Origin of the sequence: Corynebacterium sp. HMSC058E07 (assembly GCF_001809885.1) — a bacterium.
Taxonomy (GTDB): Bacteria; Actinomycetota; Actinomycetes; order Mycobacteriales; family Mycobacteriaceae; genus Corynebacterium; species Corynebacterium macclintockiae.
Genome location: NZ_KV799271.1, coordinates 52,645 through 67,971, shown reverse-complemented (window position 1 = coordinate 67,971; position 15,327 = coordinate 52,645). Strand labels below are relative to the sequence as shown.

Genomic DNA, 15,327 nt, shown 5'->3' with positions numbered 1-15,327 from the left:
ACTATTCGGTGCCGTAGCGCGCCTCCCACGGGCCGAGCCCCAGCCCATCGTGGGGCGTGTCGGCCAAGTTCACGGTGACCTTCACCAGGGATTCCGGAGCTTGGTAGGTCAGCTCGATCCAGCGGCCGTGCGCCAGCTCGTCGTCCGCGTCGATCGGCGGCACCGTCGGGTTCACGCCCGCCAGGGCTTCGCTGACTGGTTCCTCGCCGTCGGCCCACCAGCTCACGTCCAGCAGCTCGGCCTCGGCCAGGCGGTGGGTGCGGCGGAACTCCAGCAGGTCCGTATAGCCGCGCAGGACTTCCGCGTGCGGGGATTCCGTGCGCTCCGCCCACTTCAGCACGCTGTCCCGGAAGGTCTCCTCGGCCGCCGGGTTCGGTACGTCCTTTGGATCCCACCCGGCGCGCGCGAACTCGCGCATGCGACCCTCGCGGGTGGCTTGGTTGAGCTCCTCGTTCTCGTGGTCGACGAAGAACGCGAACGGCGTGGACGCACCCCATTCCTCGCCCATAAACAGCATCGGGGTGAACGGGCTGGTCAGTACCAAGGTGGCCTTCGCCAGCTGCTGGTCCACCGACAGGTTCATGCTCGGCCGGTCGCCCGCCGCGCGGTTGCCCGTCTGGTCGTGGGTGGTCGTGTACGCCACGAAACGCCACAGCTCCGGATCCGTCACCGGCCGGCCGTGCGTGCGCCCGCGGAAGGAGCTGAAGCGCCCGTCGTGCCAGAACACCCGCTGGAACGTCGTGGCGAGTACCTCGACCGTCCCGAAGTCGGAGTAGTAGGCGTGATCTTCGCCGGAAACGACGGTGTGGATCGCGTGGTGGATGTCATCGTTCCACTGCGCGACCTTGTAACCCTCGGTGTACACGGGATCGTTCTGGTCCGTCTCGGCGATAATCCAGGCCGGCTCCGCAGCGTCGCGGATCTGCTCGATGAGGCTCACCGCGCCCGTATCATCCAGCGCATGCACCGCGTCCAGGCGCAGGCCGTCGATGCCGAACTCCTGGGTCCACTGGCGCACCGCTTCCAGGATGTAGGCGCGCACCTCGTCGGAATCCCGGCCCTGCAGATTCACCACATCACCCCAACCGGTCGAGCCGCCGGCGGTGTAGGGGCCGAACACACCGGTGTAGTTACCGTCGGGGCCGAAGTGGTTGTACACCACGTCCAACACCACGGCCAGGTCGCGGTCGTGGGCGGCGTCGATAAACCTCAACAGCCCGTCCGGACCGCCGTAAACGTCCGTGACTGCGTGCCACATCACGCCGTCGTAGCCCCAATTGCGCTTGCCGCCGAAGGGTTGCACGGGCATGAGCTCTATGGCGGTGACGCCCACCGCTTTGAGCTCGTCGAGCTTCTCAATTGCGGCGTCGAAGGTGCCTGCCTCGGTGAATGTACCGACGTGAAGTTCGTAGATAACCTCGCCCTGCAGCGGGCGGCCCAGTTGCGTGCGGGGCTTGTCGATCTGCCAGACCTCCGACAACCCGTGGATACCGTCGGGCTGGCGCTTGGAACGCGGGTCGGGGAAAACGGGCGAACCGTCGACGGAGAATCCATAGCGGTCGCCGGGATTGGCGGGCACATCGGCGAGGAACCAGCTATCGGCCTCGCGGGTCATGGGGATGCGCTGTTCGGTACCGGTTGTTGCAGGTCGCAAGACTAGTTCTACGTTTTCGGCCAAAGGAGCCCACACGGAATACATGGGTTCCACCCTAGCTGCGATAATGGGAGAATGCCCGACGATACAGTGCCTCTCAACGCCAACCGGCCCGAACCTTCCTACGTCCGCCCGCAGCAGGGGCGGTTCACCGCGGAGGTGGAGATTAAACGCTCCCGCTTCATCGCGCTGGCCGAGCGCTGCACCAGCGAGGACGAGGCGCGCGAGTTTATTAACAGCATCCGGCGCGAGTACCCGGATGCGCGTCACCACTGCAGCGCCTTCGTGGTGCACGTGGACTCCGCGCAGCCGATCGAACGTTCCAGCGATGACGGCGAACCCGCCGGTACTGCGGGCCAGCCCATGCTGGAAGTGCTGAAGGGTTGGCATACCCCGGAACCGCTGCAGGACGTTGCGGTCGTTGTGGTGCGCTACTTCGGCGGGGTGAAGCTGGGCACCGGCGGACTGGTGCGCGCTTACCAGGAGGCCACCCGCGAGGTTCTGCAACAGGTGCCGTTGGTGCTGCGCCGACAGCTAGATCTATACACCTGCGACGTGCCGCACGCAGATGCCGGGCGCGTGGAAGCCGAAGTGCGCGCCGCCGGTTACACCGTGGTAGGCGTGGAATACAAGGCCGTGGCGGAGCTATCAATCGCCTGTGAGCCCGGCGCGCCGCTGCCGGACTTCCTGGCCAGCATCACCAGCGGGGCAGCGGAGCCACACCTGGAGGGGCAGCGCTGGATCGAGGACACGCTGTAGCTGATTAACTACACGCTGATTAACTACACTGGAGAACCATGAGCAATTACGGCAACCTGCCCGCCCGTCGCGCGGGTAACGACCCCATCGCCCAGCGCAAGGCCGAGGTTCGCAAGCACTCTCGGAACATTCAGATCGCCGGTGCCGTGGGTGCAGTCAGCTTGGTCGGTGGCCTAACGATCCTGCCCACCACCTTCTTCGCCATCATCGTGCCCCTCCTGGCAGTGGCGTTCATTGCCTACAGTGGCTTTCAGATCAAGGGGATCGTCGAGCACAAAGATCAGTGGTGACGCACCCCGTTGGCCAGCCCTGCAACTTCTAGCCCTTCTAGCAAGGTCCGCGTCGACGCATGGGTGTGGGCCGTCCGCCTGTGCAAGACTCGCTCCCAGGCCGCGGAAGCCTGCCGCGCCGGGCACGTAAAAATCAACGACGTGTCGGTGAAGCCCGCCCAGCCGGTTGTGGTGGGCGATACCGTGCGCGTGTGGATCAACCACCGCGAGCACATCGTGGAGGTCACTCAGCTACTGTCCAAGCGCGTCGGCGCGGAGCTGGCCCGCAAGGCCTACATCGACCATTCGCCACCCCCGCCCGTGATCCCCGCGATGCCGCGCCGGGATCGGGGAGCGGGCCGCCCGACGAAGCGGGAGCGCCGCCAGCTGGAGCGTTTCAAACGCGGCGAGATCTAAACTCCCCGGCGAGCTCTAGCCCGTCTTTTGCCCCAACTGCTGCCACCTCGTGCCCAGCCTGCCGGGGCGCGACTGCGCATTGTCGCCAATGTGCACCGTCTTGCGGATGTGTTCGCGCCCATAGGCGAACAGCAACATGTCGTCCACCAGACGCACTTGGCCGGGGTAGTAGGGGTAATTCATGGCCTTACGCAGCGCCTTTAGGCGCGTCGGAGCCAGCAGTTCCCGCAGTTGCGCGACCGTCGTGATCTCGTGAGCCGCCAGCATGTCGATGGCATAGCGGTAGTAATCCACGCGCGAGGTCGGGTATTTCTCGCCCACAATCCGCGTAAGCACGCGTGGCAGCGATGCTTCGTCCAGCGCCCCCTCGACGTCCTCGCCGGGGGTTCCGATGATGCTCGCGATCTTGTCGAACTGCTCATCTGCCAGCTCGATGAGCCCCGCGGCCAACGTAAACGCGCGTTGAACCTCGGGGGCGCTAGTGTCTGGGTGCTCCTGGTTCTTGTAGCGCACGTCGTGTTCGAACTCGGCCCATGCGTGCTGCAGCACCGTACGCAGTTGTATCTCTATGTACTTTGGTGACGCCCCCTCGTCAGCCGCCCACGGCTCGTCCTTTGCGGACACAATCAGGTGCTGGCTGGCGTACCCGAAGCGCCCCTCGCGGGCGGTCTCGGCGGCCTTGTCGATGACTCGCACCACGGTGAAAAGGTCGGATAGTGCATCCTTGAGCTGGGGGATCTCCGAGGAGTGGAAGGTGATGACCCGCACGCCGATGACGTCGTGCGCGTCGGTAAACGAGTCGTAATCCGGGTACGCCTCGTTGGAGAGTTTGCGGGCGAAGCTCGTTCGATCCTTGATGCGAACGCTGACGCGGTCAAACGTCAGGCCGGCGTCATCAAGAACATCAATGACGTGCGCCTCCAGGTCGGCGGCGACGGTGGGGTGGGCGTGGATCCAGGCGTCGTAATCCTGCAGCGCAGACATCAGGCCCCCATGCGGGTAAGGATCGCCTGGCCGCGCTCGCTGAACAGGCTGGCCAGCGGGACCTCGCCCTCCCACATACTGCCGGAGAGGCGATCCTCCCACACGCCCTCTGGTAGAGCCACCGTCGTGTCGGCCCAACCGTCGCGCAGAATATCCAGCGGGCGACGGGTGACCAGGGTGATCACGTCGTCGCCGCGCAGGGTGCCCAGCACGTGGCGCTCCATGGTGCCGGTGGCCATGACGGGAAGGTAGCTGGCATTGTCCAGCTCGAACTGGTTGCGGATCTGCAGGGCGGTGGCGATGAGGTAGAGGCGCTCATCGTCCTTGTCGCGCACATCGCCGCGGGAGACGCGATCCAGGGCTTCCAGGCGCTCGGCGAAGTCCACCGGTCGGCGATTGTCCGGGTCGACTAGCGAATCCGTGAAGAACTCCGTGCCCTGGTAGATATCCGGGATACCTGGCCCCATGATGTGCAGCAGCTTCTTGGATAGCGAGACCATCTCCGCCGCAGGTGCGATCTGCGCAACAAAGGCGGTGATGTCCTCCCCGTGGTTATCGATGGTGGCATCGATCCACTGGTGGATGGAGCTCTCGAAATTCTCGTTTACGTCGAACCAGGTGGTGTGTACTCCAGCTTCGCGCATGGCCTTCTCGGCGTAGGCGTGCAGGCGCTCCCGCAGTTCGTCGGAGACGTTGCCGTCCACCGGCCACACGCCGATCATGTTCTGCAGTAGGAAGTGGCAGGTGCCGCCGTCGGTGTACTCGATGCCATCGCAGAGTTCGGCGAAACGCTCGGCGGATTCGGTGATGCAGCCGATGCGGCTACGCACGTCTTCGCCTCGCTTCGTGTCGTGCGTGGTCAGGGTCGTCATCGCCTTCGGCCACAGGCGAGCGCGCTCGGCCTGCAGCAGGTGGAACTCGGCGGGGGAAACTCCGAAGCGGTCGGGAGCTCCGCCGACTTCCTGCAGGCTCACCAGGCGCGAACCTCGGTAGAAGGCGGTATCCTCCACGCCCTTGGCCATCACCGCGCCGCAGACCTGGGCGAAGCGCACGTTTGCCTCGCCGCGGGAAATCAGGGCGGTGGCGATCAGGTCCAGCGCGTCGGCGCGTTCCGGGTAGCGGATGATCATCTGGGCGATCACGGTGCTGGTCACGCGGGACAGGGATTCGTAGTCCGCGCGGTAGACCGGCATTGCCGCGATGAGTTCGATGAGGGTGTCGCGCAGTTCTTCGTCCGACACTGCCTCGCCGGATGTCGACCAGTTATCGCTACGGATCGCGCGGGCCAGGCGGCGCACCTCCGCCGCGAGTTCTTGGCCCGCCACCTCGGACTTCAGCTCGTACTCGGCGTTGTCGAAAGCTTCGGCGTCCCACTTTGAGCCCGTCATGTCCAGCGCCAGCTCACCCATGGTGCCCACGGCCGGGCGGTGCACGAACACGCCGTCGAGCTCACGCAGCGCATCGTAGCCGGTGGTGCCGTCGACCGTCAGGCGGGGATCCAGTGGCTCGGTGACCCCCAGGATCTTCTCCACCAGCAGCCAGCGATCCTCGCCGATCAGCTTGCGCAGCTGCTTCAGGTAGTTAAAAGGATCGGCCAGGCCATCCGGGTGGTCCACGCGCACGCCGTCGATGATGTTCGCCGCGATCAGCTGGTTCAGAATGCGGTGGGAGTGCTCGAACACCACCGGGTCTTCCTGTCGCAAGCCCGCCAGACCGTTGATGCTGAAGAAGCGACGGTAGTTAATCACCCCGTCGCGCCAGTACATCAGGCGGTAGTGCTGGCGGTCGTGCACCTCCTGCGGGGTGCCGCCGAGGGTGCCCTCGGCGATGGGGAAGCGGTTGTCGTAGTAGCACAGCACCGGTTCGGCGCCCTCGCCGTCGGCCCCAGCCTCGGCGCCTTCTTCGATCCGCAGCTCCGCCACGTCTTCTTCGCTGCCCAGCACCGGCAGCCCCAGCCGTCCGCCAGCGCCGTTGTCCTGCGACCAGTCCACGTCGAAGTAGTCCGCGTACTCGGATTCCTTGCCCTTCTTCAGCAGATCCCACCACCAGGGGTTTAGCTGCGGGTCGTCCACACCTACGTGGTTCGGCACGATGTCCAGCAGCAGCTTGATGCCCAGCTCGTGCGCTCTGTCGGCCAGGGACCGCAAGCCTTCGATGCCACCGAGTTCCGGGTTGATGGTCGACGGGTCTGTCACGTCGTAGCCGTGCGTGGAGGCTTTTGGCGACTGCATCACCGGGGACAGGTAGAGGTGCGAGACACCCAGGCGCGAAAAGTACGGCAGGTGCTTTTCCGCATCGGCGAAAGTGAAGGCTTGGGCGGGGTCGGATCCGGGGCCACGGAGCTGAAGGCGATAGGTCGCTGACATGCCTCCTAGGCTACTTGCCTACTTGATTAGCTGCAGGAACTCCTCAAACCCTATGATCTGCAGCTCCTGGCCCTTGCTTTGCAGCTCGCGGGCACGCTTTTCCTTCGAGGTCACGCTTGGCCATTCGCCAACGATCAACATCGTCGTCTTCTTGGTGACGTTCTTCGCCACCACGCCACCGCGGGAGGCAATCATGTCCCACACTTCGCCCTTGTCGTAGGGTTCCACGTCGCCGGTCACGCACACCGTCTGCCCATAGATGGGGCCGTCGATATCTGCTTCATCGTTCGCCTCCGGCACTTCGTCCGGGGTAGCGACCTTCGCCCACGGCGCGGGGGAGCGCTTCTGTTTCTTTCTTGGTGACGCCCCCTCGTCCCCGCCACCGGCGGATTCAGCGGAACTGACCCACTCCGCGGCGGAGACGCTTCCGCTGTTCTCCGTGTTCGAGCCAGCGCTTTCCTGGCCGGCCTCCAGAGGGTACCCAGCCTGCAGATTCGTGAGCTGCAGATCAAGGGCGGCGAACTCGTCCGCGTGCGAGGGAGAGAAGTTCACGCGGGGGCGTTCGGCGTCAAAAAGTAATTGGATATACCCCGGCGAACAGCCATCGGGCGCCTGCTTGTACCAGCCGATAAGCTCGTCGGGTCGGCGAGAAACATCGGGGTACAGCGAGGAATTCAGCGGCGAGCGAGTCACCCGGATTTCCTGCTCGGAGAGCGTGACGGTCGCGCCCCGGGCGGGGAAAGACGCAGGGGAGGGGGACGATCCGGAAGCCATGCTTAGAGCTTGACCTCCGTGGTGATCGGGCGCTGCAGAACCACCGTGCTCCGCGCGGCGATCTCTAGAGTATCGCCGCCGGAGAAACGGCGGGTTTCCTCCGGCACACCGGTCGGCTCTGCCGTATCGACGACGACGGTCCAGCTTTCCTCCTCGCTCGGCTCGACGTGCATCACGTTGTGGCGGCGCGGCAGGGTGAAGGTGATCGGCTCGTGGTGGGCGTTGAAGCAGAAGATGAAGGAATCGTCCTCCACCGGGCGACCCTGTGGATCCGGCTCCTCGATGGCCATGCCGTTGAGGTGAACCATCAGCGACTTTCCGAAGTCCGCGTTCCAATCGGAATCGGACATCAGGGAGCCGTCCGGGGTGAGCCATGCGATGTCGCGCTTCGCCACGTCCTGGCCCAGCGGGCCGCCGGCCAGGAAGCGACGGCGGCGGAACACCGGGTGCGCCTGGCGCAGGTGGATGAGGTAGCGCGTGAAGGCGTGCAGACCCTCGTCCATGTTTTCCCAGTCCATCCAGGAGATTTCGTTGTCCTGACAGTAGACGTTGTTGTTGCCGCCCTGGGTGCGGCCGATCTCATCGCCGTGGGAAATCATCGGGGTGCCCTGGGAGAGCAAGAGGGTGGTCAGGAAGTTGCGGCGCTGCGTATCGCGCAGCTGCAGGATCTCCTCGTCATCCGTCGGGCCTTCCACGCCACAGTTCCAGGAACGGTTGTGGCTTTCACCGTCACGGTTGTCCTCGCCATTGTCGGAGTTGTGCTTCTCGTTGTAGCTGACCAGGTCGTTGAGTGTGAATCCGTCGTGGGCGGTGATGAAGTTGATCGACGCGGTCGGGCGGCGACCGGTGTAGAGGTCGGAGGAGCCCGTCAGGCGGGAGGCGAACTCGCCCAACGTTGAGGGCTCGCCACGCCAGAAATCGCGGACCGTATCGCGATACTTACCGTTCCACTCGTTCCACAGAGCCGGGAAGTTACCCACCTGGTAGCCACCCTCCCCGACGTCCCAGGGCTCGGCGATGAGCTTGACCTGGCTAACGATGGGATCCTGCTGCACCAGGTCGAAGAAGGCGGACAGGCGATCGACGTCATGGAACTCGCGGGCCAGGGTGGAGGCCAGGTCGAAGCGGAAACCGTCGATGTGCATTTCCGTGACCCAGTAGCGCAGGGAATCCATGATCAGCTGCAGGGTGTGCGGGTGGCGGACGTTCAGGGAGTTACCCGTGCCCGTGTAGTCCATGTAGTGAGCCTCGTCGCCATCGACCAGGCGGTAGTAAGCCGCGTTGTCGATACCACGGAAGTTCTGGGTGGGGCCCATGTGGTTGCCCTCGCTGGTGTGGTTGTAGACCACATCCAGGATCACCTCGATGCCCGCGTCGTGGTAGCTGCGCACCATCTGCTTGAATTCCGCAATTGCGCCCTCCGCGCTGGGGGATGCCGCGTAGTCGCGGTGCGGGGCGAAGAAGCCCAGGGTGTTGTAGCCCCAGTAGTTGCGCAGTCCCAGCTCCCGCAGGCGGTCGTCGTGGATGAACTGGTGAACCGGCATCAGCTCCACGGCCGTGACGCCCAGATCCTTGAAGTACTCCACGATCGAGTGGTGGCCCAGGCCGGCGTAGGTGCCACGCAGGTGCTCTGGGACATCCGGGTGCGTCATCGTCAGGCCCTTGACATGGGTTTCGTAGATGACGGTCTTGTGCATCTCGATGTTCGGGCGACGGTCGTTGTGCCAGTCGAAGTAGGGGTTGATAACCACCGAGCGCATCGAGTGCGGCGCGGAATCCTCCTGGTTGCGCGCCTCCGGATTATCAGGATCGTTGATGTCGTAGTTGAACAGCGAAGGGTGCCCGTCGTAGGCGCCGTCGAAAGACTTGCCATAGGGGTCCATCAGCAGCTTCGAGGGGTCGCAGCGCAAGCCACGGGTCGGATCCCACGGGCCGTGTACGCGGTAACCGTAGCGCTGGCCGGGGACGATGCCGGGCAGGTAGCAGTGCCAAATGTCTGCGTCGACTTCCTCCATCTTCACCCGAGTCTCCGCCCCCTGGCTATCGAAGAGGCAGAGTTCCACGGCTTCTGCTACTTCGGTGAACAGGGCAAAGTTGGTGCCGTTGCCGTCAAAGGTGGCGCCGAGAGGGTAGGGCTTTCCAGGCCACCCGACCAGGGGTTCGCCGGGCGCTCGCAATCCACTTTTATCTGACAGTCCGAAAGTCATGTGCACCATTCTAACGGCTAAAACCGCGCAATATTGTTTCTACTCCCAGCACTAGATCCTCCCGTGCGTGGGCTTGGGAACTTCCTGCATCTTCCTCTGCCGTGCCCAGGCCCAAGGCCACGCCCTGGCGCGCCTGCAGCTCTAACGCGGAGCCGAATACGAAACGCAGGAGCAGCTTGGAAGCGGCCTCTGCGCCATCCACGACACCGTCCACTGCGCCGTCCACTGCATCGTGCACTGCACCGGCATTCAACTCGGTGGCCAGTTCTGCGCCCAGCTCGGCCGCCAGTTCTCTGTCAAGCGTGTCGCTGGCCACCGCTGCCAGTGTGATTTCGGCGCCATCGCGGAGGGAGGTGAGGGCGTCAAAAAGAAAAGAACAATAATCGGCCGCACTGCCGGGGCGGGCGGGCACGGCGGTGAGGATCGACTCGGCAATGCCTCCGAGGAGGGCCTGCTTGTTGGGGAAGTGCCAGTACAAGGCGCCGGGCGCGACGTCGAGGGCGCGGGCGAGCCGCCGCATCGTGAGGTCGGCTAGGCCGTACTGCTGCAGGATGTCGACTGCGGTGCTCACGATTTTCTTGCGGTTTAACTGCACAGTGTCCCAGAGTAGTGGACTAGATTGCCGTAGGGTGAGCCACATGAAGTTTCGTGACGGTGCGCTGGACCAGAAGAACCAGCGCCAGTTAATCCCCCGACCGATCGGGGAAGCAGCGCTGGTCTTATTCGTCACGCTGGTCACGTTTTTGTTGCTGGGCGTGGTGTGGGGCGCGATTCACCCCACATCAGAGCTGAAAGTCACGGCCCACGGGAGCGCTGACACAGTGCCGGGGACGGAGGATGCCTCGTTCCGGGCTTATGTCTACTACCTTGGCCTGACCACTGTGGGCGGCGTTGCGATTGCCATCTGGGCTTATCGCACTCGCATCCGTGGTCTGCTGATGATGCTGTGGACCACACTGGCGGTGCTCTGGGGTACGACAGCGACCTGGTCGCTGGGGGCGTGGGTGGCCGATAAGCTGCACTCCGACCCGGTGCCTGCCGACCCGCAGCCGGGGGACGTGATTCAGCTTCTGGAGGTAGCTAACCCCTCGGTGGGGCTGGTGGTGGCCCCGGCGTTGGCGCTGATTGTGTACTGGCTGGGCGCAACGTTCGCCGACCCGGAGGACTTTGAAGGTGAAGGGAAAGGGGAAAAGGGGAAGTAGCCCCTTTAGCTCAGCATTCGTACTAGCGTGGATGGAATGCTGAGCAACATGTTAGAGAGCATCACTCGCGTGGATGGCCGGTGGGACATGCCGGACACAGTCTCCCTCGACGAGTGGGCCACGGAGGTTCGTCGCCTCAAGGAAGAGAAGAATGCGCTGATTCTGGCGCACAATTATCAGCTGTCGGAGATCCAGGACATTGCCGACCACACCGGCGATTCCCTGGCGCTGTCGCGCATTGCCGCGGAGACGGACGCCGACGTGATCGTCTTCTGCGGTGTGCACTTTATGGCGGAGACCGCGAAGATTCTGTCGCCGGAGAAAACCGTTCTTATTCCGGACACCGCCGCGGGGTGTTCGCTGGCTGATTCCCTTACGGCCGACGAGCTGCGCGAGTGGAAGGCCGAGCACCCGGAGGCCGTGGTGGTCAGCTACGTGAACACTACCGCCGACGTGAAGGCACTGACGGATATCTGCTGCACCAGCTCCAATGCTGTCGATGTGGTGGCCAGCCTGCCGGAGGATCAGGAGGTGCTGTTCGGGCCCGATCAGTTCCTCGGCGCGCACGTGCGCCGCGAAACCGGGAGGGACAACATCCACGTCTGGGCGGGCGAGTGCCACGTGCATGCGGGGATCTCTGGGCAAGAGTTAAGCCAACAGGCGCACGACAACCCGACGGCCGACCTGTTTATCCACCCGGAGTGTGGCTGCGCGAACTCCGCGATCTACCTGGCCGGGGAGGGCATTGTGGAACCCGAGAGGGTGAAGATGCTGTCTACCGGCGACATGATCACACAAGCGAAGACAACCAGCCAGTCCACCGTTCTGGTGGCTACCGAGGTCGGCATGCTGCACCAGCTACGGCAAGCAGCCCCGGGCGTGGACTTCCGTGCCGTCAACGACCGGGCAGCCTGCACGTACATGAAGATGATCACCCCGGCGGCGCTGCTGCGCTGCCTAGCACTCGGCGAGGACGAGGTGACGGTGGATGAGAAAACCGCGGCAGCGGCGCGCCGGTCCGTGGAACGCATGATCGCTATCGGCAACCCGGGAAGTGGGGAATAGTGGACCACGGAGAAGTCGAACACGGAGAAGTCGAACACGGAGACATCGAACACAGCGAAACGGAACTGCCTTACCCGAACCAACTCACCGATCCCTCCCGTATAAGGGCTGCGTACCTGCGCATGGCGAAGGTAGCGCTGGAAGAGGACTTCGGTGATGGTGCGGATGTCAGCACCTTGGCCACCGTGCCCGCCGAGGCGACCGGTGTGAAGGTCATGCGCGCTCGACAGTCGGGTGTTATTAGTGGCCTGGATGCAGTGGACATTGTCGCGGAGGTCGCCGCAGATCGGCACGTGGACGTCACCGCGGTGGTGGCCGATGGAGACCGGGTGGAAGCGGGGGACGAGGTCGCCCGCGCCGAAGGCAAGATCCAGCACATCTTAATGCTGGAGCGCACGCTGCTGAACATTCTGAGCCACGCCTCCGGCATCGCCACGCAGACCCGCGCCTGGGTCGACGTGGTGGAAGCGGCGGCCACTAGCCCGCGCGGATGCCGGGTGCGCGATTCCCGCAAGACCTTGCCGGGCATGCGCATGCTGGAAAAGCGCGCGATCGTGCACGGCGGTGGCTACCCGCACCGCTACAACCTGGGCGACCAGGTGATGGTCAAGGACAATCACGTCGAACTGTCGAGTGCCGCCGAAGCCTATGCGCGGGTGCGGGATTTCTTGGGGGAGGACGCCACCACGTGGGTAGAGGTCGAAGTGGATAACCTTAACCAGCTCGCGGAGCTGCTGGCCACTGATCGGCCCCACCCGCCCCAGGTGCTGCTGGATAACTTCAGCGTGGAAGATACCCGCAAGGCAGTGGAGCTGCGCAACCAGCTGGCCTCGCAGGTGCTGTTGGAATCTTCCGGCGGGCTGACGCTCGACGTCGCCGGGGACTACGCCGCTACCGGCGTGGAGTCCGTGGCCGTTGGGGGCCTGACCCACAGCGTGCAGGCGCTGGACATCGGGCTGGATTAAGCCACGTACCCTATCAGGATTCCCAGCGCTCCAGCGCGGCCAGTCGGCGTTCGTCGATCTCCTCGGCGATCGCTTCGTGGCCCAGTTCTGTGGCCGCCACCAGCGCCATCGTGTAGCTGCCGATGGTGCGCTCGTCGTCGGCGCTGAACTCGGACCACTCCGCCACCAGGCGCGCATTCGCCAGGGCTTCCTCAAACAGCCCGCAGTTCAGTGCGGCCTCCGCCAGTGTGTAGCGCAGGTTTAGCACCGCGGGGGATAGGGGGCAGCCCGCGATGGCGTCCAGTTCGGCGTTGGCCAGTTCCCAGGCCTCGCCGGGGTATCCCTCGCCCAGCAGAGCCATCGCCGCCAACCCCGCGCAGCGCAACGCAATCACTCCCGCGTCGAGTTCACCTGCCAGCGCCATGCAGGTTCTCCAGTGATCGGCGACGGACAAAAGGGAACTCGCTTCGCTCTCTGCCGCCCGGAACATTTCGAAATGCGCCAGCATGTCGTGCGCCTCGTACAGCGAAACTGTTTGCGCGCCGGAGCCGCCACCGCTCGGCACAGGGTCTTCCTCGCCTTCCTCCAGCCTCTCGACCAGTGCCGTGACCAGCTCGAAAGCCTCTTCGCGGCGCCCGCGGAACCAGGCCTCTTGGGCGAACCACAGCTGCCGGTCGGCCGCGCTCGGGGGTTTCCGGCCGAACCGGCGCACAAGTTTGGCGAAGGTATCGGCGAAGTCGCACGCGGTGGCGTCATCCTCCAAAGAACCAGAAAGGTTCGTAGCCACCGCAAAGCCCGTTGTGGCCGCCGAAGTCAGGCGATCGGCAACAGTTGGGTCGAGGTCGCGGTGCGTGATGTGCGGCGCCTCGCCGAGGGTGGGGGAATCCGGGTGCGGGCGAAAGCCGTCGAACCCCTGCGCCAGCTGTGCCAGCATTTCGCTCGGCGAGTGCAGCTCGGCGAAGGCGGTGGGGTCTTCCTCCTGGGCGAGAGCCTGGTGGGCCAGCAGAGCCAAGGCCTCCAGCGCCAGCGCGTGATCGTCGTGGCTGCGCGCCCAATGCCGCAGGTCGCGTAGCGCGCCGACCGCCTCGTCGGCGAAGCCCAAGTGGTCCGCGGCGCTGGCCCGCATGCTGTAGAACTCGCCGCGCAGCTCGTCCGGAACCTCGTCCGGGGTGGCCAGCCAGTACTGCCGGGCGAAGTCGCTGGCTAGGCGCCAACTCGTCGCAGCGTGCGCCCCCGAAACAGCGGCCGCGCGACTGTCACGGAGCAGTGAAAGGAGTGTCTGGGCCATGGCGTAAACTCTAGCCCAGCATTAAATGAAGCACTCGGAAGGAAGCTGCGTACACCATGACCCTCGCCCAGCTGGACTTTAGCCGGATCGACCTGCGTGGGCAGGCCCCAACGACCGCCGAGCTGCGCCGCCGACTTCCCCGTGGAGGGACAGACGTAGACGCGGTGATTCCCACCGTCGCTCCCATCGTCGACCAGGTGCGTACGGGTGGTGCGCGCGCGGCGCTGGAGATCGGGCAGCGCTTCGATGGCGTGACCCCGGATTCGGTGCGGGTTCCTGCCGAGGTTATTGACGCCGCCGTGGGCACGTTGGCCGACGACGTCATCGCCGCACTCGAGGATGCCATTGAGCGCGTGCGTGCATTCCACTCCGCCATTCGCCCCGCCGACAAGCAGGTGGAGGTCGCGCCGGGTGGCACTGTGACCGAGCGCTTCATCCCCGTTCAGCGCGTGGGCCTATACGCGCCGGGCGGCAACGCGGTGTACCCGTCGAGCGTGATTATGAACGTCGTGCCGGCCCAGGAGGCCGGAGTGGAATCGCTCGTGGTGGCCTCCCCGCCCCAGGAGGGCGGCTGGCCACACCCGACCGTGCTGGCGGCCTGCAAACTGCTGGGGGTGGAAGAGGTCTGGGCTGTCGGCGGTGCGCAGGCGGTTGCGCTACTCGCTCACGGTTCCACTGCCGACGGTGGGGAGGAGCTGGAGCCGGTGGATATGGTGACCGGCCCGGGCAACATCTTCGTCACCGCGGCCAAGCGACTGTGCCGTTCCGTGGTGGGCATCGACTCCGAGGCAGGGCCGACCGAGATCGCCGTGCTCGCAGACGACAGTGCCGATGCGGTGGAGATCGCCTACGACCTGATTAGCCAGGCAGAGCACGACACGATGGCGGCCTCCGTGTTAATCACCGATAGCGAGAAGCTGGCCGACGCAGTGGCGGCCGAGATGAACGAGCGCTACCACATCACCCAGAACTCGGAGCGCGTGGCAGAAGCACTGAATGGGCAGCAGTCCGGTGTGGTGCTGGTCGACGACATCGCCGCGGGCATCCGTGCGGCCAACGCTTATGGGGCGGAGCACCTGGAGATTCACACCAAGGACTCCCACGAGGTAGCCGCACAGATCACTAACGCTGGTGCGATCTTCATCGGCCGCTTCAGCCCGGTGCCGCTGGGCGACTACGCAGCGGGCTCCAACCACGTGCTGCCGACCTCCGGCACGGCTCGGCATTCCTCCGGTCTGTCCACCCTGACATTCCTGAAGTCCGTGCACGTCATCGACTACAACGAAGAAGGCCTGCGGGGCGTGGCCGACACGGTGATTACCCTGTCGAAGTCCGAGGGGCTGCCCGCGCACGGCGAGGCCATCAGCGCACGCATCAACGCGGAGGAGGGTTAAGAAC

General features: G+C 64.8%; 14 protein-coding genes. 7 read left to right on the top strand and 7 right to left on the bottom strand.

Going from position 1 to position 15,327, the window contains the following annotated elements; all coding sequences use genetic code 11:
- Position 1: 1 nt before the first annotated feature.
- Entirely contained in the window at positions 2–1,699 is a 1,698-nt protein-coding gene (treZ, locus tag HMPREF2678_RS04030) for a malto-oligosyltrehalose trehalohydrolase (protein ID WP_070551012.1), read from the bottom strand.
- Positions 1,700–1,729: 30 nt separating this feature from the next.
- Between treZ and HMPREF2678_RS04025 the strand changes: the two genes are divergently transcribed.
- Genes HMPREF2678_RS04025 through HMPREF2678_RS04015 form a run of 3 tightly spaced genes read left to right on the top strand, consistent with a single transcriptional unit; the run spans position 1,730 to position 3,099 of the window.
- Positions 1,730–2,413 carry an IMPACT family protein gene (locus HMPREF2678_RS04025; RefSeq protein ID WP_070551010.1) on the top strand — a complete coding sequence of 228 codons (684 nt, stop codon included), beginning with the start codon at positions 1,730–1,732 and terminating at the stop codon, positions 2,411–2,413.
- Between the two features lie 38 nt (positions 2,414–2,451).
- Positions 2,452–2,703, top strand: a complete 252-nt coding sequence (locus HMPREF2678_RS04020; RefSeq protein WP_051873952.1) for a hypothetical protein — start codon at positions 2,452–2,454, stop codon at positions 2,701–2,703.
- A 9-nt stretch (positions 2,704–2,712) separates the two neighbouring features.
- Entirely contained in the window at positions 2,713–3,099 is a 387-nt protein-coding gene (locus HMPREF2678_RS04015; RefSeq protein WP_051898232.1) for an RNA-binding S4 domain-containing protein, read from the top strand.
- A gap of 15 nt (positions 3,100–3,114) precedes the next feature.
- Here the strand turns inward: HMPREF2678_RS04015 and HMPREF2678_RS04010 are convergent, their stop codons facing one another.
- The 5 genes from HMPREF2678_RS04010 to HMPREF2678_RS03990 are packed head-to-tail and all read right to left on the bottom strand — an operon-like array spanning position 3,115 to position 10,001.
- Complete coding sequence (locus HMPREF2678_RS04010) at positions 3,115–4,083, bottom strand: GTP pyrophosphokinase (RefSeq protein WP_070551008.1); 969 nt, start codon at positions 4,081–4,083, stop codon at positions 3,115–3,117.
- Positions 4,083–6,449, bottom strand: coding sequence for a malto-oligosyltrehalose synthase (treY, locus tag HMPREF2678_RS04005; protein WP_070551006.1), 2,367 nt, complete (start codon positions 6,447–6,449; stop codon positions 4,083–4,085). Before treY ends, HMPREF2678_RS04010 begins: the two co-directional genes overlap by 1 nt.
- Before the next feature lie 18 nt (positions 6,450–6,467).
- A complete protein-coding gene (locus tag HMPREF2678_RS04000) occupies positions 6,468–7,223 on the bottom strand; it encodes a BRCT domain-containing protein (RefSeq protein ID WP_034970035.1) in 756 nt (251 codons plus the stop codon).
- A gap of 2 nt (positions 7,224–7,225) precedes the next feature.
- Positions 7,226–9,430 carry a glycogen debranching protein GlgX gene (gene glgX / locus HMPREF2678_RS03995; protein ID WP_070551110.1) on the bottom strand — a complete coding sequence of 735 codons (2,205 nt, stop codon included), beginning with the start codon at positions 9,428–9,430 and terminating at the stop codon, positions 7,226–7,228.
- A 10-nt stretch (positions 9,431–9,440) separates the two neighbouring features.
- Positions 9,441–10,001, bottom strand: coding sequence for a TetR family transcriptional regulator (locus HMPREF2678_RS03990; protein WP_168163083.1), 561 nt, complete (start codon positions 9,999–10,001; stop codon positions 9,441–9,443).
- 67 nt (positions 10,002–10,068) lie between these two features.
- Here HMPREF2678_RS03990 and HMPREF2678_RS03985 point away from each other — a divergent pair, with 67 nt between their 5' ends.
- From HMPREF2678_RS03985 to nadC, 3 genes are read left to right on the top strand one after another with little or no spacing between them, the layout of a single operon-like run.
- Positions 10,069–10,632, top strand: a complete 564-nt coding sequence (locus HMPREF2678_RS03985) for a hypothetical protein (protein WP_034972120.1) — start codon at positions 10,069–10,071, stop codon at positions 10,630–10,632.
- Between the two features lie 48 nt (positions 10,633–10,680).
- The gene (gene nadA, locus HMPREF2678_RS03980; protein WP_305764386.1) at positions 10,681–11,697 is read left to right on the top strand and encodes a quinolinate synthase NadA; all 1,017 of its coding nucleotides are present in this window, start codon (positions 10,681–10,683) and stop codon (positions 11,695–11,697) included.
- A complete protein-coding gene (nadC, locus tag HMPREF2678_RS03975) occupies positions 11,697–12,662 on the top strand; it encodes a carboxylating nicotinate-nucleotide diphosphorylase (RefSeq protein WP_246817878.1) in 966 nt (321 codons plus the stop codon). The genes nadA and nadC overlap by 1 nt, the downstream gene beginning before the upstream one ends.
- Before the next feature lie 13 nt (positions 12,663–12,675).
- On the opposite strand, the gene HMPREF2678_RS03970 is transcribed toward nadC, so the two are convergent.
- Positions 12,676–13,929 carry a hypothetical protein gene (locus HMPREF2678_RS03970; RefSeq protein WP_034970019.1) on the bottom strand — a complete coding sequence of 418 codons (1,254 nt, stop codon included), beginning with the start codon at positions 13,927–13,929 and terminating at the stop codon, positions 12,676–12,678.
- A 56-nt stretch (positions 13,930–13,985) separates the two neighbouring features.
- Between HMPREF2678_RS03970 and hisD the strand changes: the two genes are divergently transcribed.
- Complete coding sequence (hisD, locus tag HMPREF2678_RS03965; protein ID WP_035001425.1) at positions 13,986–15,323, top strand: histidinol dehydrogenase; 1,338 nt, start codon at positions 13,986–13,988, stop codon at positions 15,321–15,323.
- Positions 15,324–15,327: the final 4 nt, after the last annotated feature.